The organism is Aliiroseovarius sp. xm-d-517, from assembly GCF_013283135.1.
In the GTDB taxonomy this organism is placed as follows: domain Bacteria; phylum Pseudomonadota; class Alphaproteobacteria; order Rhodobacterales; family Rhodobacteraceae; genus Aliiroseovarius; species Aliiroseovarius crassostreae.
Genome location: NZ_WBXT01000001.1, coordinates 2,273,103 through 2,292,988, shown reverse-complemented (window position 1 = coordinate 2,292,988; position 19,886 = coordinate 2,273,103). Strand labels below are relative to the sequence as shown.

Annotated in this window: 18 protein-coding genes and 1 tRNA gene; 12 read left to right on the top strand and 7 right to left on the bottom strand. The window is 60.3% G+C overall.

Annotated features, from left to right (window positions below; all coding sequences use genetic code 11):
- Positions 1 to 75: 75 nt before the first annotated feature.
- Both XMD517_RS11090 and XMD517_RS11085 read right to left on the bottom strand, forming a co-directional pair.
- Positions 76 to 732 carry a YggS family pyridoxal phosphate-dependent enzyme gene (locus XMD517_RS11090; protein WP_173487575.1) on the bottom strand — a complete coding sequence of 219 codons (657 nt, stop codon included), beginning with the start codon at positions 730 to 732 and terminating at the stop codon, positions 76 to 78.
- 93 nt (positions 733 to 825) lie between these two features.
- Positions 826 to 1,719 (bottom strand): porin, encoded by an 894-nt coding sequence (locus XMD517_RS11085; RefSeq protein WP_173488244.1) that lies wholly within the window; start codon positions 1,717 to 1,719, stop codon positions 826 to 828.
- A 60-nt stretch (positions 1,720 to 1,779) separates the two neighbouring features.
- On the opposite strand from XMD517_RS11085, the gene XMD517_RS11080 reads away from it, so the two are divergent.
- Both XMD517_RS11080 and XMD517_RS11075 read left to right on the top strand, forming a co-directional pair.
- Positions 1,780 to 1,977, top strand: coding sequence for a hypothetical protein (locus XMD517_RS11080; protein WP_173488243.1), 198 nt, complete (start codon positions 1,780 to 1,782; stop codon positions 1,975 to 1,977).
- A gap of 104 nt (positions 1,978 to 2,081) precedes the next feature.
- Complete coding sequence (locus tag XMD517_RS11075) at positions 2,082 to 2,606, top strand: DUF3576 domain-containing protein (protein WP_173487572.1); 525 nt, start codon at positions 2,082 to 2,084, stop codon at positions 2,604 to 2,606.
- Between the two features lie 237 nt (positions 2,607 to 2,843).
- Here XMD517_RS11075 and XMD517_RS11070 read toward each other — a convergent pair whose 3' ends face one another.
- Entirely contained in the window at positions 2,844 to 4,097 is a 1,254-nt protein-coding gene (locus tag XMD517_RS11070; protein WP_173488242.1) for a glycosyltransferase, read from the bottom strand.
- Positions 4,098 to 4,262: 165 nt separating this feature from the next.
- On the opposite strand from XMD517_RS11070, the gene leuS reads away from it, so the two are divergent.
- Genes leuS through holA form a run of 3 tightly spaced genes read left to right on the top strand, consistent with a single transcriptional unit; the run spans position 4,263 to position 8,321 of the window.
- Positions 4,263 to 6,818, top strand: a complete 2,556-nt coding sequence (gene leuS / locus XMD517_RS11065) for a leucine--tRNA ligase (RefSeq protein WP_173488241.1) — start codon at positions 4,263 to 4,265, stop codon at positions 6,816 to 6,818.
- Positions 6,805 to 7,299: an LPS assembly lipoprotein LptE gene (lptE, locus tag XMD517_RS11060; protein ID WP_173488240.1), complete on the top strand. Its 495-nt coding sequence runs from the start codon at positions 6,805 to 6,807 to the stop codon at positions 7,297 to 7,299. The genes leuS and lptE overlap by 14 nt, the downstream gene beginning before the upstream one ends.
- Positions 7,296 to 8,321 carry a DNA polymerase III subunit delta gene (gene holA / locus XMD517_RS11055; protein WP_173488239.1) on the top strand — a complete coding sequence of 342 codons (1,026 nt, stop codon included), beginning with the start codon at positions 7,296 to 7,298 and terminating at the stop codon, positions 8,319 to 8,321. Before lptE ends, holA begins: the two co-directional genes overlap by 4 nt.
- Positions 8,322 to 8,731: 410 nt before the next feature.
- On the opposite strand, the gene XMD517_RS11050 is transcribed toward holA, so the two are convergent.
- The 4 genes from XMD517_RS11050 to XMD517_RS11035 all read right to left on the bottom strand — a co-directional run bounded on the left by XMD517_RS11050 (position 8,732) and on the right by XMD517_RS11035 (position 13,051).
- The gene (locus XMD517_RS11050) at positions 8,732 to 9,907 is read right to left on the bottom strand and encodes a TIGR03862 family flavoprotein (protein ID WP_173488238.1); all 1,176 of its coding nucleotides are present in this window, start codon (positions 9,905 to 9,907) and stop codon (positions 8,732 to 8,734) included.
- Positions 9,904 to 11,238, bottom strand: coding sequence for a mechanosensitive ion channel family protein (locus XMD517_RS11045; protein WP_173488237.1), 1,335 nt, complete (start codon positions 11,236 to 11,238; stop codon positions 9,904 to 9,906). Before XMD517_RS11045 ends, XMD517_RS11050 begins: the two co-directional genes overlap by 4 nt.
- 443 nt (positions 11,239 to 11,681) lie before the next feature.
- Positions 11,682 to 12,296, bottom strand: coding sequence for an enoyl-CoA hydratase/isomerase family protein (locus tag XMD517_RS11040; RefSeq protein ID WP_173488236.1), 615 nt, complete (start codon positions 12,294 to 12,296; stop codon positions 11,682 to 11,684).
- Positions 12,293 to 13,051: an SDR family oxidoreductase gene (locus XMD517_RS11035; protein WP_173488235.1), complete on the bottom strand. Its 759-nt coding sequence runs from the start codon at positions 13,049 to 13,051 to the stop codon at positions 12,293 to 12,295. Before XMD517_RS11035 ends, XMD517_RS11040 begins: the two co-directional genes overlap by 4 nt.
- A 140-nt stretch (positions 13,052 to 13,191) precedes the next feature.
- Between XMD517_RS11035 and XMD517_RS11030 the strand changes: the two genes are divergently transcribed.
- From XMD517_RS11030 to XMD517_RS11000, 7 genes are all read left to right on the top strand, one after another.
- Positions 13,192 to 14,556, top strand: a complete 1,365-nt coding sequence (locus tag XMD517_RS11030; protein ID WP_173488234.1) for a TldD/PmbA family protein — start codon at positions 13,192 to 13,194, stop codon at positions 14,554 to 14,556.
- Entirely contained in the window at positions 14,557 to 15,324 is a 768-nt protein-coding gene (locus XMD517_RS11025; protein WP_371734361.1) for an inositol monophosphatase, read from the top strand. It begins immediately after the preceding gene.
- Between the two features lie 109 nt (positions 15,325 to 15,433).
- Entirely contained in the window at positions 15,434 to 16,483 is a 1,050-nt protein-coding gene (locus tag XMD517_RS11020) for a LacI family DNA-binding transcriptional regulator (RefSeq protein WP_254450029.1), read from the top strand.
- Between the two features lie 44 nt (positions 16,484 to 16,527).
- A tRNA-Arg gene (locus XMD517_RS11015) sits at positions 16,528 to 16,604 on the top strand.
- 155 nt (positions 16,605 to 16,759) lie between these two features.
- On the top strand, positions 16,760 to 17,617 hold the full coding sequence (locus XMD517_RS11010) for a hypothetical protein (RefSeq protein WP_173488233.1): 858 nt from the start codon (positions 16,760 to 16,762) through the stop codon (positions 17,615 to 17,617).
- Positions 17,614 to 18,084 (top strand): plasmid mobilization relaxosome protein MobC, encoded by a 471-nt coding sequence (mobC, locus tag XMD517_RS15730; RefSeq protein WP_254450028.1) that lies wholly within the window; start codon positions 17,614 to 17,616, stop codon positions 18,082 to 18,084. The genes XMD517_RS11010 and mobC overlap by 4 nt, the downstream gene beginning before the upstream one ends.
- Positions 18,081 to 19,643 carry a relaxase/mobilization nuclease domain-containing protein gene (locus XMD517_RS11000; protein ID WP_173488232.1) on the top strand — a complete coding sequence of 521 codons (1,563 nt, stop codon included), beginning with the start codon at positions 18,081 to 18,083 and terminating at the stop codon, positions 19,641 to 19,643. The genes mobC and XMD517_RS11000 overlap by 4 nt, the downstream gene beginning before the upstream one ends.
- Positions 19,644 to 19,886: the final 243 nt, after the last annotated feature.

Below are 19,886 nucleotides of genomic sequence, written 5' to 3'. Positions count from 1 at the left end.
TGAAGCTGAAAGGGGCGCTGCCCCTCGCGGCTTTGCCGCTCACCCCGGGATATTGAGGACCAGAAAAAGAGGTGATCAGGCGTGGCTGTCGCGTTCGCCAAAAATGGCGGAACCGACCCGCACATAGGTGGCCCCCTGACCGATGGCGCGCTCGAAATCACCGCTCATGCCCATGGACAGTTCCGACAGGTCATTGCGCGCGGCGATTTTGGCAAGCAGGGCGAAATGCAGGCTGGGCTCTTCGTCGGCTGGCGGGATGCACATCAACCCTTCGACCGGTAAGCCAAGCGCGCGGCATTCGGCGATGAATGCATCGGCCTCAGCGGGCAGCACCCCGGCTTTTTGGTCTTCTTCGCCGGTATTCACCTGGATCATCAGGCGCGGGCAATGGCCTGTTTCCTTGGCGATTCGCGCGATGGTCTTGGCGAGTTTCGGGCGGTCGACGGAATGGATCACGTCGAACAGATCCATGGCCTGTCGCGTCTTGTTGGTTTGCAGCGGACCGATGAGGTGCAGTTCGACCCCGTCATATCGCGCTTTCAGATCCGGCCATTTCCCGGCGGCTTCCTGCACCTTGTTTTCGCCAAAGACCCGGTGCCCCTGATCAAGCACCGCAACCACGCGATCAAGCGGCTGGACCTTTGACACGGCGATCAGCCGGGTGGAGCCGGGGGCGCGGCCAAGGCGGGTTTCTTCTTTGGTGATGCGGGCCTGAATGTCAGCAAGGGGCATGGGGGACCTCATGGGTGAATCTCTTTGTCCACATCTCCCAAAAGAAAAGAGCGGGCACAAGGCCCGCTCTTCCCTCGTAATAATCCGTGAGGATTAGAACGACATGGTGATGCCGAGGTCAGCAACGGTGACGTCAGCAACTTCTGCGATGCCACCTTTGATTTTGGCGCCGCCACCCAGGTCGTAAGCAACACCGATACCGAAGGCTTCACCGTCGTCGCCGGTGAAGGCAGCGTCTTCTGCTTTCGAGTAAGCAGCGGTCACGGTGGTTGCACCCATGGTGTACGAAGCGGTCAGACCGTAAGCGGTTGCGTCGTTGTCACCGAACGAAGCCAGAGCGTCGATGTCGAAGCCGGAAACATTTGCGCCAGCTTTCACGGTGATCACGTCGCCGCGCTCGTCATAACCCAGACCGAAGTCGTAGTCGCCCATGTTGTAGGTGGCTGCGATCGAGAATTCGTTTGCAGCGTCAGGGGTGGCCGGGTCGGCGGTGTAGTCAATGGTCGGATCTGTGTTGTCAACCGACATGTTGTACGAAGCAGCAACGGTGAAATCGCCGAAGGTGCCTTTGTACATCAGGGTACCTTGGTCGTTGTAGTCGATCAGAGCTTCAGCAACGTTGTCGGTGCCCAGACCGTCGAAGCCCAGGTCGCCCAGGCCGAGGGTTGCGTCAACAGCCGAACCAACGTTACCAGCCGAGAACTTGCCGAAGCCACCTTCGATGTAAGCAACCAGGTCGCCACCGTTCAGGGTGCTCGACTCGTCGCCGTATACGGTCAGGTCGGCACCGAAGGTCAGGCCACCGTCGGTTTCACCCGACATTGCGATGGTCAGGGTGTAGTCAACGTGAGCAATCAGCTTTTCGTCAACGGTGTCGACGTCAGCATATTTGAAACCAGCAACAGCAGCACCCGACAGGTTGATGTCGGCAGCGGCGTAGCCAGCGGTTGCAACGAGTGCGGTCGTAGCAATAAGGATCTTTTTCATTTCGGTTTCCCTCATGATATTTTTTAGAGTGCACCTCAAAACGGGGGATCCGAATTGAGTATGAGCGTGTTTTTCCCCTTCCCGGCGGTCATTGCAAGCGCAGTGACCCGCGATAGGCGGTTTGGCCGGAGTGTTGGTGCTTCTTTGCCACAGTTTCCTCACGCCACGCCGGAAATGTCTGAAACAATCGGAAATAAACCGGTGGGAACGCTGTTTGGCCCGGATTGGCCGGCAGGTTTTAAAAATGGAATCACCTGAGCAGAATGGTGCCGGGGTTGGCGCGCCGGTTCCGGGGAAAACGCTTGCCCGCCCAAAGGGGCTTATATACTAACAAAGAGACTTTACAGGAACGGGGCGTTTTGATGAGCAACCTGCGGAAATCTATTCTTGGTGTATCTTTGGTCGCCTCGGTCGCATTGTCGGCATGTGGAGGCGGCAGCGGATCGGTCGGATCTATCGGATCGGGCAATATCTTTGGCGGGTCGGGCAAGACCGAGGCCAAGCAGGACGGGCTGCGTCATGCGCCGGAAAAAGCGGAAGAGCGGGAAACGATCTGGGATCTGTTCACCAATGTGGATGATCCGAACACCACGGTTGAGGTCAACAAGTATATCTGGAACGCGGCGCTGGATGTTCTGGATTTCATGCCGGTCAAGGCAGCTGACCCGTTCACCGGCATCATCGTGTTTGATTACGGACGCCCGCCTGGCAGCGGTTCAAGCTATAAGGCCACGGTTTATGTGAAGGACCCGTCGCTTGATGCGCGGTCACTGACGGTTGCCATGTATACGCGTGGCGGTCCGGCCAGCGCGAGTGCGGTGCGGCAGGTCGAGGATGCGATTCTGACCCGTGCCCGTCAGCTGCGGGTGGCCGACAGCAAGCTTTGAGCCGGTCTGGCCTTTGCGAAGGCACGGGGGCTTTCAAATCTCAACAGGAGCGCGCCCTTCATTGGGGCGCGTTTTTTTGTGACCCGTATGATTAAAGTGTTTCGCTTCAGTCGTCAGCCGGTCAATCAGGGGCGCTGCCCCTCGCGGGGCAAGCCCGCTCACCCCGGGATATTTTCAGCAAGAGGAAGAGGGGGCGCGTTTCAGGGTTTCCCTTTGTCAGGTTGAGGCCGAAACGCTTTAGCGGGCGACATGTTCTGGTGGGGCGGCGGGCATATCATAGAGGTGCTGGACCCAGTTGATCAGGCGCGGCTGGCAGATGGTCAGGAGGTCGTAGTTTTCGACAACCTCGGCCCGGGCGACCTGACCGAGGCGGGCGCGCTGATCCGGGTCATCGAGCAGGGTGATGATATTGTCGGCCAGGTCCTGCGGGTTGTGGAAGTCGAACAACCGCGCGGATTTGCCATCCTGCAGCACTTCTTCCACCGGTTCCGTGCGGCTGGCGACAATAGCGGCCTCAACCGACATGGCTTCGAGCAGCGACCAGCTGAGCACAAACGGGTAGGTCAGGTAGACATGCACCCGGCTGACTTGGAGCATTCGGGTGAACTGGTCATAGGGGATCCGGCCCAGAAAATGCACGCGCGCCCAGTCTGCGTCGGAAATCTGGTCCCGCACCTCGTCGATATAGATCTGTTTCCAGGTCTGCCCCTCGGGTGGGCGGGCGCCATAAGAGGTGTCATCCCCGCCTGTGATCAATATCTGCGCCTTCGGCCGGTCGCGCAGGATCTGCGGCAGGGCACGCATGAAGATGTGGTAGCCGCGATAGGGTTCGAGGTTGCGGTTGACGAAGGTGATCACCTCATCCTGACGGGTCAGGTGCGGGGTGTTTTCGGCCTGGAAGGCTACGGTTTCATCGCGCACCAGCTGGTCGGTGCGGATGCCGTCATGGATCACGTGGATCTTGTCACGGAATGCGGCGGGAAAACTGTCGGCCTGAAATCGGGTGGGGGAGAGCCCTGCATCCCCGATCGCGAAATGCAGGTGGTTGGTGATATTTTTCATCCGGAGGCGCAGCACATCGTCTGCCGTGACCTCTCCTTCAAACGCGGCCTGTTCGGGGCCGTTGTAAAATTCGCAAAACAGGCCCAGCCGCGCTTCGGGCCAGACATCTTTGACAAAAAGGGATTCGCCCCAGCCCGGATGGGCCACGATCACATCCGGGTTGAACCCCTGATCGCGCAGGCGCAGCGCGGCTTTGAAAAAGCTGTGCGCGCGAATGAGGTGGGTATTGGTGTTGGTCAGCCAGGGATGCGGCTGGGTGGCGTTTTTCGGAACATCGAGCTGATAGGGCAGCACCTTCACCCCTTTCCAGACCCGCGCCTCTTTCACCCGCAAGGTCAGCGCCACGCAGTCATGGCCCTGACGGACCAGTTCAGGTGCCAGATGCACAAATTGCCCCGGGAAATTCTGGTGAATGAAGAGAAGTTTCATCTGTGCCTGCCTGAAAACCACTGCGCGTTACTGATAATGGGGTTTGCTTTACATCAGATTATCGCGGCACTTCCCCCTTGAATAGGGCAAGAAGGCTGGACGCCGCCGCGCGTGCCGCTTATCACCGGAAAGAATTTGCGCGAAATGAATGCGAAAGGTCACTGGATGAGCCGCTATACCGCCGCCGACATCGAACCGAAATGGCAAAAGGCCTGGGATGAGGCCGGGATTTTCACCGCCAAGCGGGATGAAACCAAGCCGAAATATTATGTGCTTGAGATGTTCCCCTACCCGTCGGGCCGTATCCATATGGGTCACGTTCGCAACTATACGATGGGCGACGTGATTGCGCGGTATAAATCAAGCTGTGGCTATTCGGTGCTGCACCCGATGGGCTGGGATGCCTTCGGGATGCCCGCGGAAAACGCGGCGATGGCGCAGGGCGGCCACCCCGGCACCTGGACCTATGACAACATCAAGACCATGAAGGGCCAGATGCGCCCTCTGGGTCTGTCGATTGACTGGAGCCGCGAATTTGCCACCTGTGACCCGGAATATTACGGCCAGCAGCAGGCGATGTTCATCGACTTCATGGAAAAGGGTCTGGTTTACCGCAAGAACGCCACGGTGAACTGGGATCCGGTCGACATGACGGTTCTGGCCAACGAACAGGTGATTGACGGCTGCGGTTGGCGCTCCGGCGCGCCGGTTGAACGCCGCGAGCTGACACAGTGGTTCTTCAAGATCTCGGATTACTCGGGCGAGCTTCTGGACGCGCTGGACGGCTTGGACAACTGGCCCGAGAAGGTGCGCACCATGCAGGCGAACTGGATTGGCCGCTCGCAGGGTCTGCAATTCAGCTTTGAACGCGTGGATGGTGGCGACCCGATCGAGGTCTATACGACGCGCCCCGACACGCTGATGGGCGCCAGCTTCGTCGGCATCTCGCCCGATCACCCGATCTCGAAGGCGCTCGAGGCGGAGAACCCCGAGGTTGCCGCCAAACTGACTGAGATGCGCAAGGGTGGCACCACCGAGGAAGCCATCGAAACTGCCGAGAAGCTGGGCTATGACACCGGCATCCGCGTGAAACACCCGCTGGACCCGAATTGGGAGCTGCCGGTCTGGATCGCCAACTTCATCCTGATGGACTACGGCACCGGCGCGATTTTCGCCTGCCCGGCCCATGACCAGCGCGATTTGGACTTCTGCCGCAAATATGACCTGCCGGTGAAAGACACCTTCCTGTCGCTGGACAATCCTGCGCCTGTCGAAAACGAAGCCTTCGTGCCGCCGAAAACCGAAAAGGTGAAATGGCTTGACCACTTCGCCGGGCTGGATGAGGCCACGGGCGAGGAAGCCATCACCGCCACGGTGAAATTCGCCGAAGAGGCGGGCTGGGGCACTGGCGTCGAGAAATTCCGCCTACGCGACTGGGGGCTTTCGCGTCAACGCTATTGGGGTTGCCCTATCCCGGTCGTTCACTGTGACGATTGCGGCGTCGTGGCCGAGAAGAAAGAAAACCTGCCGGTCAAACTGCCCGAAGACGTCTCTTTCGACATCCCCGGCAACCCGCTGGATCGTCACCCGACCTGGCGTGACTGTGCCTGCCCGTCCTGCGGCAAACCCGCCCGCCGTGAAACCGACACGATGGACACGTTTGTGGACAGCTCGTGGTATTACGCGCGCTTCACCTCTCCGAATGCGGCCACGCCGACCGATGCCGAGGACGCAGCCTACTGGATGAATGTCGACCAATATATCGGCGGCATTGAACACGCGATCCTGCACCTGCTTTATTCGCGCTTCTTTGCGCGCGCGATGAATATCTGCGGGCATCTGCCGGACAAAGCGCGTGAGCCGTTCAACGCGCTGTTCACGCAGGGCATGGTGACCCACGCGATTTATAAGAACGATGAGCGCACCGATGAAAACGGTCGCGCGATCTATCACTACCCCGAGGAAGTGGAAGAGCGCGACGGTGCGACGGTGGTCAAAGAGACCGGCGAGAAGATCAAGGTGATCCCATCCGCCAAAATGTCAAAGTCGAAAAACAACGTGGTCGACCCGGTGAACATCATCTCGGCCTTCGGCGCCGATACCGCCCGCTGGTTTGTCCTGTCGGACAGCCCGCCCGAGCGCGACGTGGAATGGACCGCATCGGGTGCGGAAGCCGCCGCCAAATTCCTGTCGCGCGTCTATGCCTCTGCGGTGAAGATCGCCGGGATGGAGGATGCGGACGGCAACGACGAAGAGCTCATTCGCGCCATGCACAAGGCCATCCATGATGTGACCATGGGCATCGAAAGCTTCGGCTTCAACGCCGCCATCGCCAAGCTTTACGCCTTCCAGAACACAATCTCGAAATCGAACGCGGGTGGGCGCGCACAAAAGCAAGCGATGCGCACCATGGCGCAGCTGATGAGCCCGATGACCCCGCACCTGTCGGAAGAGGTCTGGTCGATGCTGGGAGGTGCCGGTCTGGTGGCACAGGCCGCGTGGCCCGTCGCGGACGAGGCCATGCTTGTCTCTGACAGCGTCACCCTGCCCATTCAGATCAATGGCAAACGCCGTGCGGAAATCAGCGTGCCCAAGGACATGGACAAGGCCGAGGTTGAAAAACTTGCGCTGGCCGAGGATGCTGTGGTCAGGGCGCTGGATGGCAAGGCGCCGAAAAAGGTCATTGTTGTTCCGGGACGTATCGTGAATGTGGTTGTCTGATCGCCGCGCATTTCTGTCAGTTCTCCTCGCAGGTGGCGTTGCGGCCTGCGGGTTCACCCCGGTCTATGGGCCGGGCAGCACCGGCGAAGGGTTGCGCGGGGTAATCAGCTTTGCCAGCCCGGACACGCGCGAAGGCTATGAGCTGGTGAAGGCGCTGGAAAGCCGGCTGGGGCGTACATTTGATGGGCCATATCTGCTCAGCTACAAGATCGCCACGCAGACGCAGGACATGGGGGTGACCGCCACGCAGGAGATCACACGCACCCAGGTGCAGGGCACGGTGGCCTATACGGTGACCGAGCGCGCCAGCGGGGCTGTGGTGACCAAAGGGGCGGTGTCCAACTTCACCACCTATTCCTCGGAAGGGTCGACCGTGTCCACTGCGACGGTGGAACGTGACGCCTATCGCCGCCTGATGGTGTCGATGGCGGACATGATCACCACGCGCCTGATGGCCAGCTTTGCGGGTTGGGGGGCATGAAACTCTCTCCTCGTGATGCGGCGCGGTATTTCACCAAGCCCGAGCCCCATCGCACCGGCGTTCTGATCTTCGGCACTGACCCGATGCGGGTGGCCCTGAAGCGGCAAGAGCTGATTGCCGCGCTGATTGGACCGCAGGGCGAGGAGGAAATGCGCCTGACCCGCATCCCCGCGAGCGAGCTGCGCAAAGATCCCGCCATGCTGTCCGATGCGATCAAGGCACAAAGCTTTTTCCCCGGTCCGCGCGTGGCCTTCGTGGAAGACGCCACCGAGCTGGTGGGGGATATCGTGACAAAGGCGCTGGAGGACTGGCAGGAGGGGGATGCTCAGGTGGTGATCACCGCCGGTTCGCTGAAACCCAAAGGAAAGCTGCGCAAACTCTTTGAAACCCACCCCAATGCCTACGCCGCCGGCATTTACGACGATCCCCCCACCCGCGAAGAGATCGAAGCCGATTTCAAGCGCGCCGGGTTGGGAGAGGTGGACCGGGAGGCGATGAATGACCTGATCGGTCTGTCGCGCGATCTGGATCCGGGTGATTTTCGCCAGACCATCGAAAAACTGGCGCTCTACAAGCTGTCGGACCCGACCCCCGTTACCCCGGATGATGTGCTGGCCATGGCGCCCGCATCCACCGAAGCGGAACTGGACACGCTGCTGCATATCGTGGCCGAAGGTAAGACCACTGAGATCGGCCCTGTCCTATCGAAACTGCAGGCGCAGGGCACCCAGCCCGTTGCGCTGTGCATCGGGGCCACCCGCCATTTCCGCGCACTCCATGCCGCAAGCTCCGACCCCGGAGGGGCAGCGCAGGGCATTGGCCGCCTGCGCCCGCCTGTGCATTTCAAGAACCGCGACCGAATGGTGCGACAGGCCCAAAGCTGGGGCACCCATCGACTTGAAAAAGCTCTTGAGGCGCTGATCGAGACCGACCTCGCGCTTCGGTCATCGCAAAAAGCACCACAATTGGCGCTGATGGAACGGACATTGATTCGCCTCGCCATGCTGGGCGGTCGTCGGTAAGGGGCGCTGCCCCTCGGACTGCGTCCTCACCCCGGGATATTTCCGACCAGAAAATGAGGGGGAACCGCTGGCACGCCCGCCCCCTCCGACAAATGTGCCATTCTGTAGCTCTCGCACCAATACCCCGCCTAAAACGTTTCAGGATAAACTTGAAGGACATGTTTATTCCGAAACGCCCACGATATTGATATCTCTTGCGGCGTTTCGATTGTTCCCTGTCTCAGGTTAAAGTCAAAACACTTTAATGGCGCGCGCATATCCGCGCGTTGAAAATGATCCCACCCCATTTTCTGGTTCCCAATATCCCGGGGTGAGGGCGCGCTCGCAGAGCGGGGCCGAGGGGCAGCGCCCCTGACTGCCGAGCGCAGCGAGGCCACCGATAGCGCGCCGAAGCGTAGGCGAAGGCGCCCCTACCCGTTCAGATATTCCGCGGCAGCGCGACCGGCGTGACGCCCAGTGGCCAGACAGGCGGTCAGCAGATACCCCCCTGTTGGGGCATCCCAATCGAGCATCTCACCACAGGCAAAAACCCCCGGAAGGGCACGGATCATAAGGCCTTGATCCAACTCCTCAAACCGCAGCCCCCCCGCCACAGAAATTGCTTCATCCAGCGGGCGCGGCCCCTCATGGTGGACCGGAACCGCCTTGATCAGCGATGCCAGCTGTCCAGGTGCCTGCGGCAAAGGACGGGCAAATTCCTGCAAAAGCGCGATCTGGGCCGGGCCGAGTTTCAACTGTTTGCGCAGATGATTGGTCAGCGTCGCCTTGCCACGCGCTCGGCCCAGACGGGCGGTTACATCCGCGATCTCCCGTTCCGGCACGAGGTCCACGGACAGCGCCGCCCCCTCCCGCAGGGCGCGCGACATCGCATAGATCGCGCTGCCTTCCAGCCCCCGCGACGAGATCACAAACTCGCCCCGAACAGAATGCGCCCCTGCACTTAGCCTGGCCGGTTTGATCGGGTGACCGAAATGTTTCTGCATATGGTCGGACCATTGCACCACAAGCCCGACATTGCTGGGCTGGAACGGGGCAAGGGTAAGGCCTTTTCGCTCCAACCAGGGCACCCAGGCCGCATCGGACCCAAGCCGCCGCCAACTGGCCCCACCCAAAGCGAGGACAGTGGCATCGGGGCAGTCAATGACGCGCCCGTCCGGCGTGTCAAAGATCAGAGCCCCCTCTTCCCAGCCCATCCAGCGCCAGCGGGTTCTGAGCTGCACCCCCAGTTCCCCAAGTTCCGCCATCCAGGCGCGCAGCAGGGGGGATGCTTTCATCACCTTTGGAAACACGCGGCCGGAGGAGCCGGTGAACACCTCCTGCCCCAGGCCGCGCGCCCAGCCCATCACCGCCTCTGGCCCAAAACCTGCGGTGATGTCGCGGATCCTCTCGGACCCGGAATAATTGGCAAGGAACGCCTCAAGCGGTTCATCTTTGGTCAGGTTCAGCCCGGATTTTCCCGCCATCAGGAACTTGCGCGCGGGGGATGGTTTGGCCTCGGCCAAGGTGACCCTGACACCAGCCCGCGCCAATTCCCCCGCCGCCATCAGGCCAGCGGGACCTGCCCCTATGACAAATGCGGTTTTCACGCGGGCAGAGACCCGTTTTTCACACCATCCCTGATCTGCACCACACGTTGTGGGAACGGGATTTCAATGTTGTTTTCCTTGAGCGTTTTCCAGATCTGCACCATCACACGCGGGGTAAACTTGTTGCGCCCGTCGTCAATGCCTTCCACCCAGAATTCCAACGCAAACTCGATCCCGCTGTCACCAAAGGCACGCAGCTCGCAATCGGGCATGTGTTCGGGCGTGTCGGTAAGCACGAAGTCAAGCTCCCCCACCGCTTTTTCCACCAGTTCGGCCACCTGTTCGACATCACTGTCATAGCTGACCGAGAAAGGCGCCTCATACCGGTTGGCACTGCCGGCGTCAGAAAAGTTCACCACGCGGGTGGTGATGAAATGCTCGTTTGGCACCACAATCCAGCGCCCGTCAAAGGTTTCCAGAATGGCTGCGCGGGCGGTCATCTTCACGATGGTGCCTGCCTCACCGCCATCAAGCTCAACATAATCGCCGACGGTGGCCTGCCCTTCGATCAGCAAGATCACACCAGAGATAAAGTTCGACGCGATCTGTTGCAGGCCAAAGCCCAGCCCCACACCAATTGCCCCCCCCAAGACGGCAAGCGAGGTGAGATTCACCCCCATGATGTTCATCAACACCAGGAAAGCCGCGCCAAAAATGGCAATCTCGGCCGCCTTGGCCGCCAGTTCCCGCGTGGCGGGGCGCATGTCTTCTTGCTGTTTGATCAGCTGGGCGGACTGATCATTGGACCAGCGGCCAAACCAGAAGATGATCCCGCCCACCACGGCAAAGCGAATTGCGAAGAGCAGCGAGAAGCTCATGTTGCCCAGCGGCACCACCGCATTGTCGAGCCAGGTCATCGCCGGGTCCAGCAGACCGATCATGTAAAGCGCCGCAACCGGGATCAGAACATATTTGCCAAGCAGTTTCAGGAACGGGTCGGCCAGGATTTCACGGGCAAAGGCGCGCACGGCCAGGAACAGAAAGATGCGCTTGCCCAGCGCAATCACCGCGCCGGATCCGAAAATCGAACGGGTGACCGCCTCACCAATCCCTGTGAACGCAAAGGCCAGAAGGGGCATCATCAGGGGCAGGAACAGGAGCGAAAATTTCATTGCCTTGGCAAAAATGTCGCCCCGCCCTTCTTTCGGCGTGAGGTATTTCAGGATCAGCGGGGTCAGCTTGCCATTGGCATACCGGGCCGCCAGAAACGCCGCGATCAGCAATGCAAATTGCGACCAGGCCGCCGGAGACAGGATCCACCCCTGCACAACCTCCCATACCGGTTCCAGATATCCCCAGATTTTTTGTACGATTTCCGGTTGGTCTTCCATCCCTCACCTCTTGCGCTCATACTCGTGATCAGACTGCATCGAATTTAGACAGGTTGATAGCCCTTTGGCGGGCAAGAACAAGACCTCTGATCCAATTTGCCCATTATGTGGTCGGGCCATTCCACCAGATGCGCAGCAGCGCCGGCACCCTCTGGTGCCAAGGCTGCGGCAACCAAAGCCCCCACCAAAGGTAGGAGCCGGTAGAGGAAAGGGCGCCTTCGCTTACACTCAGGCGCGCTGTTGGTGGCTCACTTCGTGAGCCTGCGAAAAAGCTTCGGTTCTCACCTGAAGCAGGGGAGGACCGAAACGCTTCAGGGGCGCTGCCCCTCGCGCTACGCGCTCACCCCGGAGGATTTGGGCCAAGAAGAAGGACACGTGCTTTCTTCTTGGCACCAATACTCCCGCCGGAGGCATCCCGGAAACCAACACGCAGCGGACGCGGATCAGGCAGGCACCATGGCCTTCATGGCGGCGACGTGATCCGGGCTTTGGCCGCGGGCATGATCGGCCAGATCGAGAGCTGCGATCATGAGCTCGGAGCCATCGACAATGCGATCGATCAGACCCCATGCGAGGGCTTCCTCCGCGAGAATTTTCTGCCCGGCCATGAGGATCATCTTGGCCCGGGCGGGGCCAACCAGCGCCGCCATACGGCCTGGATCGGAAGGTTGCGGCAGGTAGCCCAGCTTCATCACCGGGTAGAAGAATTTGGCCGAGGGCACCGCGATGCGGATGTCACAGGCCAGCGCCATGCCCATGGCCCCACCGGCCAACGTTCCGTTCAACGCTGCAATGGTCAGGCAAGGCGCGTTGGCGATGGCCCCGGAGAGGCGCTCCCAGACATCGTCGGTGGCAAGACCTGCGCGGGCCTCGTCCAGATCGGCGCCGGCCGAGAACACTTTGCCCTCACCGGTCAGAACCAGCACACGGGCATCCCCCGCTGCCTGCTGGGCAATTGCAGCGAGTTCTTCCAGCATCGCTTTGGTCAGCGAGTTTGCCTTGTCCGGGCGGTTGATTGTCACCGTCCAGACCCCATCATCCTTGGTCAGGTTGATCATCCAAATACCTTTGCACGTTGGCGGATCGAGACGTCGCGCAGCGAGATTTCCTCGCCTTTGAACTCATCCGCATCTTCAGAACACATCCACAAAAGCGCGCGCGCCACCCATTCGGGCGGGATGTGATCGTCCCAATTGAGCTGCGCCACGGCATTGATGCCCGAGGATTTGATCTCGCGTTGCATCTGTGTGGCCACGGTGCCGGGCGACAGGCCGATGGCACGGATGCCCTTGCCCGCCCCTTCCTTGTGCAGCGCCTTGGTCATCATATGCACCCCCGCCTTGGAGGCACAGTAATGGGCCCAGCCTTCAAGCGCATTATGGGCAGCCCCCGAACTGATGGTCAGCACCGAGCCACCCCCCTGTGCCGCCATGATCGGCATCACGGCGCGCATGCCGTAATAGACCCCCTTGAGGTTCACGTCGATCACATGGCCCCATTCGGCCGGGTCGCTGGTCATCATTGGGCCAATCGGCTCGATCACGCCGGCATTGTTGATCAGCACATCTATGCGGCCAAATTTCTTTACACCCGCATCCACGGCCGCCTTGACGTCCGCCCATTTCGACACGTCGCAGGGCACGGCAAGTGCGCGGTCTTCCCCAATTGCCCTGGCAATGGCGCTGATCTGGGTCGCTCCGCGCGCGGTCAGCACGACATTGGCCCCCGCGCCCGCAAAAATATGGGCGCTTGCTTCCCCGATCCCACGGCTTGCACCGGTGATCAGAACGGTTTTTCCGGTCATATCCAACATGTTGCCCCCCTTCTTTGGGTCAAGAGTAACCCAGTCACCGAGGCGTGACCAGACGGGATGATGACCACCGCCCCCATCGTGGCCCTTGCGAGACACCGGCCCAGCGTTTACCTGAATGGGAAGCAAATGAAGGAGCGCCCATGACCCGGCCCGACACGGACAATTCCAAGCTTGAGACCCTGACCGAACAGCTTCTGGCCGCGGCACGGCGCGCGGGGGCCGATCAGGCGGATGCGCTGGCGGTAGATGGCACCTCGGTGTCCATCGACGTGCTGGGCGGCAAGCTGGAACATGCGGAGCGGTCCGAGGGGGTTGATATTGGTCTGCGGGTCCTGATCGGTCAGCGGCAGGCCATCGTCTCGGCCTCGGACACGTCCGCCGAAACAATCGCGGCGATGGCCGAACGCGCAGTGGCGATGGCAAAAGAGGCCCCCGAAGATCCGCATATCCGGCTGGCGCGGGGTGATGAGCTTGCGAAAGAATGGGATCTGGCCGCGCTGGAGCTGGCGGATCCGGCCAATGAGCCGGACCCGGCGGAGCTTGAGCGTGATGCGGCTGAGGCCGAAGCGGCAGCGCTTGCCGTGAAAGGCGTGACACAGGTGTCATCGGCCTCGGGCGGGTATGGGCGGCACCAGTTCCACCTGATGACCTCAAACGGGTTTTCTGGTGGGTATGGGCGCACCAACCGGGGCACTTCGGTGGTGGCAATCACCGGGGAAGGCGCCAATATGGAACGGGACTATGCCGGGGAAATGCGGGTGTTTCAGGCCGACCTTCCCTCTCCCGAAGAGATCGGCACCAAGGCGGGGGAACGCACGGTTGCCATGGCCGGGGCGAAGAAACCCCCCACGGGTGCTTTTCCGGTGCTGTATGACGAACGCGTCTCGGCCTCGCTGATCGGGCATCTGCTTGCCGCCACCAATGGGGCGATGATTGCGCGCGGATCCAGCTGGGCGCGGGATCTGCTGGGCAAAGAGGTGCTGCCCGCTGGGCTCGACCTGATCGAAGACCCGCTGCGCCCACGGATCACCGGATCGCGGCCATTTGACGGCGAAGGTCTGGCGACCCGCCGCCGCAAGATCATTGACGCGGGCGTGCTGACCGGCTGGACGCTGGATCTGGCCACGGCAGACAAGCTTGGGATGGAAAGCACGGCAAGTGCATCACGCGGCACCTCCTCACCGCCCGGCCCGTCGATTTCCAACGTGGCCCTGACACAGGGCCCACAAAGCCGCGAAGACCTGATCCGCGAGATGGGGACCGGGCTGATCGTCACCTCGATGATCGGATCAACCATTAACCCGACCACAGGGGATTATTCGCGCGGGGCGTCCGGGTTCTGGGTGGAAAACGGCGAGATTGCCTATCCGGTCAATGAATGCACCATCGCGGGCAACCTGATCGAGATGCTGCGCACCCTCGTGCCCGCCAATGACGCCGAACCGCATCTGAGCCGCCTGGTGCCCAGCCTGCTGGTGGATGGCATGACACTTGCGGGGGCGTAAGTGGGCGACCTCGACCTTCTGATAAAGGCAGCACGTGCGGCGGGCGAGATCTCGATGGGGTTCTTTCAGGACGACCCGGAGATCTGGCACAAGGAGGGCGGCCAGGGTCCGGTGACCGAAGCCGACCTCGCCGTTGACCGCATGCTGCATGGCGAATTGCTGGCGGCGCGCAATTACGCGTGGCTGTCCGAGGAGACCGAGGATGACAAGGCGCGGCTCGATGCTGAGCACGTGTTTATCGTCGACCCGATCGACGGCACGCGCGCCTTTATCGAAGGGGCCTATCACTGGTCCCATTCGCTGGCTGTGGCCAAGGGCGGAATTGTGCAGGCCGCGGTGGTTTACCTGCCCGCCGCTGACAAGCTGTATGCTGCCGAACGGGGCAAGGGGGCCACGTTGAACGGCGCGCCACTGCGCGTTTCCGGCCGGCGAGATATTGACGGGGCCACCGTGCTTGCCGCCAAACCCAATCTGGATCCGTGGTTCTGGAAAGGGGCCAAGGCCCCGCCGGTGACCCGCGCCTTTCGTTCATCTCTTGCCTATCGTCTGGCTTTGGTGGCCGAAGGGCGGTTTGACGCGATGATGAGCCTGCGCGGCACCTGGGAATGGGACATTGCCGCTGGCAACCTGATTGTCGAAGAGGCTGGCGGCGATGTGAGCGACCGCCGCGCGGGGCTTGTGCGTTTCAACAATCCGACCCCGATGATCAATGGCCTGGTGGCCGGGAACCCCGACATTCACCACGCCCTTGTCGCAGGGTTACTTTGATCAGATCTGGTAAGGTTTTGTTAGAACTAACATTCAATAAAATTTGGCTTTGCGGATCAGATATCAGACGCTAACACTATAGGCACCGAATTTGAGAAAGGTGCCTGCTTTGACTGATCCGAAGACCTCCCCCGCCCCTTCTGCAAACCGCCGTCCCCTGACCCTGCGCGATGTCTCCGAAGCCTCCGGCGTCAGTGAGATGACGGTCAGCCGGGTGTTGCGCAATCGCGGGGATGTCAGTCAGGCCACACGGGAAAAGGTTCTCGCCGCTGCAAAGGAACTGGGTTACGTGCCCAACAAGATTGCCGGCGCGCTGGCATCACAACGGGTAAATCTGGTTGCGGTGATCATCCCGTCGCTGTCGAACATGGTGTTTCCCGAAGTGCTGACGGGCATCAATCAGGTGCTGGATGAAACCCCCCTGCAGCCGGTGTTCGGCGTGACCAAATATGACCCGGAACGCGAAGAAAAAGTGCTTTACGAAATGCTGTCCTGGCGTCCCTCCGGCGTGATCATCGCAGGGTTGGAACACAGCGAAAACGCCAAGGCGATGCTGCGCGCGGCTGGAATTCCGGTGGTGGAAATCATGGATACGGACGGGCCTGCCATCGACGCCTGTGTCGGCATTTCACATCGCCGCGCCGGCCGGATGATGGCCAAGGCGATCCTCAAGGCAGGCTATCGCAATATCGGCTTTCTCGGCACCAAGATGCCGCTGGATCACCGCGCCCGCAAAAGGTTTGAAGGCTTCACCGAGGCGCTCGCGAAAGAGGGCATCGAGATCATGGATCAGGAGTTTTATGAGGGCGGATCTGCGCTGGCCAAGGGGCGCGAGATGACCGAGACCATTCTGACCCGCTCCCCTGACCTGGATTTTCTGTATTATTCCAATGACATGATTGGCGCCGGTGGGCTGCTTTACTGCCTTGACAAAGGCATCGACGTGCCGGGCAAACTGGGGCTTGCGGGCTTTAACGGGGTGGAGTTGCTGGAGGGCCTGCCGCGCCGGTTGGCCACAATGGATGCCTGCAGGCTTGAAATCGGGCGCGCCGCGGCCAAAATCATCGCCGAACGCGCCCAGGATGGCGGGGTTGCCGGTGGCGAACGGGTGGAACTTGCGCCCAAGATCGAACCTGGCGAGACACTGAAGCGGCGCTAGACATCCCGCGCCCTGCAGATTAGACGACTGGCAGGCACCAACACGGCCCCGTGGCTCAACTGGATAGAGCAGCCCCCTCCTAAGGGGCAGGTTGCAGGTTCGAATCCTGCCGGGGTCGCCAAAAACTCCTGAAAAATATGGCTTATTTACAGGACGTTGTGCGGAAGCTTGCAAAAAGGCCCGTGAGCTTTCAGGCCGAAATCGGCTGAAACGGCCGATTTCTCGTACAAAACCTGTACAAAATTCGCACGTTTGTGCGTATTTCGGGGGGCGATCATGAGCCGCCATAGCTTTGATCCCGAAATCGCCGGACGTGTTGGTCTAAACGCGGCGGTGATTTTCCAGAACATCACCTTCTGGATCGAGAAGAACCAAGCCAACCGTCGCAACCTGCGCGACGGGCGGTATTGGACCTACAATTCGATCTCGGCCTTTGGCGAGTTGTTCCCCTATCTGAGCGAGAAGCAGATACGAACAGCGCTCGAAAAACTGGTCAGTGCAGAGCTTATCATCAAGGGCAATTTTAGCGATGATCGCTATGACCGAACCTGTTGGTATGCCCTGGGCAACTCCATTTGCCCAAATGGGCAAATCGACACGACCGAAAGGGAAAATGATGCATTTGCCCCTGAGGGCAAACCGTCTGCCCCAGAGGGCAAATCCTATAAGAACAGATATAAACCATATCAAAAACCAATTCCTTCGCACGCAAAGGCGGCGGTGGAGGATGAGATTTCAGAGAAGATTTTGTGCGCCTATCCCGAGGATCGCATTCGCGGCAAAGCGGTTTGCATTTCACAAATCCGCCAAGCGTTGGCCGACGGAGTGGATGCCAAAGACTTAGAGGACGCCGTGCGGTCCTATGCGATCGAGAGCGAAGGCTTCACCCGCTCGAAAGTGTGCTTCTCCGACAACTGGTTCAGCTCTGGCCGCTGGCTAAAATACCTTCACGACGTCGAGGAGGCACGAGAAACAGGTAAAGCCAAAGAGGCCGAACTGCTGAAAGGCTTGGCCGATTGGGTCACGGACCGCCATCCGTTATGCCGCCACATCACACCCGGCCAAGTGACCGCTTTGCTGGCTGCAAACCTGGTCAGCCCTGCTGAAATCGAGGCGGCGGGGCTCAGAGCATGAGTGCGACCGATGCCCACAAAGAGCAGAGAGCAAGGTTACCCACCGATTACATCGGCGGGACTTGTGAGGGGCGGCAAGCCTCCCCTTCAAACCCCAACCAGACGCGCGCAAGCGGCGTCAAAGAGGGCCTTTCCGAGAGTGTGATCTTTCGATGCACCCCGTCCGAAAAGGCAGCGCTTGTGGCCAAGGCGCGCGCCGCTGGCCTGCCTAATGCCACGCTGATGCGAGAGGCCTTGGGGCTGGTCGAGGCACGTCGGCGCAAGCCCGTCCCTCGCGTTGATCCGAAGCTGACCTTTGCGATTGCCCGTGTGGGCGGCAACCTCAATCAGCTCTCCCGTTGGATCAACAGCGCGGTCAAATCCGGACGTGCGAGCCAGATCGATGCCCTCAGGGTCGCGGCACAGCTGGTGGTCATCGAGCGGCAGTTGGCGCAGATCGTGGCGGCGTACACTGGCGGTGACGCTTGATCATCTCGTTCTTCTCCACTGGCACCGGTAGCGGTGCGGCCCCCGTTGAATACCTGACCGCGCGCGAAGTTCTAGCCTATGACGAGAACCGCAATCTGATCCGCGACGACAACGGCCAGCCGCAAACCAAGATCCGCGACCCGCTGCCCGAGGTGCTGCACGGCAATCCAGACCAGACCCGCGACCTGATCGACGCGAGCCCCAACAAGTGGAGCTACACGGCGGGTGTGATCAGCTTTGCCGACAACGACTATCCCAGTCCCGACGCCCAGCAAGAGGCCATTGAGCTATTTGAGGCTCTGGCCTTTGCTGGACTGGACAGGGATCAATACGATTGTCTTTGGGTGCGCCACTCACACGAGGGCAATGTCGAGCTGCACTTCTGCGCGCCACGCCTTGAGCTTAGCACGGGCAAGGCGCTGAACATCGCGCCGCCAGGCCATGAAAACGCCTTTTCCAGCCTGCGCGATCTTTTGAACAAGACGCACGGTTGGGCAGACCCTTTGGAGCCAGAACGCGCTCGCGAAGTGAGGGAAACGATTGAAGCGCCGACGCGCGCGCAAGGTCGTGAGGCGCTGCACGATTGGATCCTCGATCAGATCAGCGTCGGAAGCATCACTGACCGCGCCAGCATGATCGATGCGCTCACCGAAGCAGGCTTCGATATCCCCCGCGCCAACAAGAATTACATCACCGCCAAAGACCCCGACACCGGCGAGCGCTGGCGTTTGAAAGGAGAGATTTTCCATGACGACTGGCAAGCCGAACCGCCTCGCCGAGAAATTGAACGCGGACCTAGAGACAGTACGCAGCGATCACGCCGCCTTGATGGCATCTCAACTCGAGAGCTTCAGGAGCGATTTCAGCAGCATTGCGACCAGCGCGCTGCATACAATCGAAACCGATATCAGGTTCTTTCTGAGCGACAGCAAGAGCGAGTTGGAGAGGCGGAGCGACACGATCCGGCGCTGGCTGACGATTTCGCCCTGGGTGATAATGGGGATGGTTTCAGCCTGGATCGCGACGGTGCTGATGGCGAGTTGGTTGTGGACGGGTTTGATCACGCGCTCGGAGATGACGAGGCTTGGCCTGACCCGGATCGAACGGTCCGGGCAGACATGGGTGACGCTGGACCCGAACCGGACCGAGCTGAAGACCTGCACGATGGCGCAAACGCCAATCATCTGCATCGAGATAAAGGAACCTTAGATGACGCAGACACCTACAACACCCCTGACAGCATTGGAGCGCGAATTGCTCGCATCCGTCGAGCGGTTGGTGACGGCCTGCGAGAGCTCGGCCAAGGAATTGAACGCCTTGGAGAAACGCTCGTCCAGCAGGATCGAAAGCAAGGTGAATGGCTTGGCGCATTGCGTGGCGCTATTGATGAAATCACATCTCACGTCCGTCACCACATTAGCCGACTTGCTGCGCGAGGAGCAGAACTACGATACGCTTCATGCGGGATTAGAGACCAGCTGGAAATTAGCGAAAGACGCCGAGAAACGGCTGAACGAGAACTAGCTACGCGGAGTCGGGATCAAAGGCTGACGCATTAGATGCTGCGCAAAAGCGGATCTTTTTGATTCGCTGACCGTTTGCTTTGTCGTTACTAGCCGTTTGGCACGGGGGAGCAGGTTCGCTACCCGTGTGAGTTCACCTCTGATCGACTGCGTAAGTCGACCTGTAAACGACAGCTATTACCGGCCGAAAGAGATACACAATGCGGTATGTCGGGTACGGGCAAGAATGCAATTGTATTGTGTAGCGTTACACGATACAATTGCCATTAAGTAATTCGC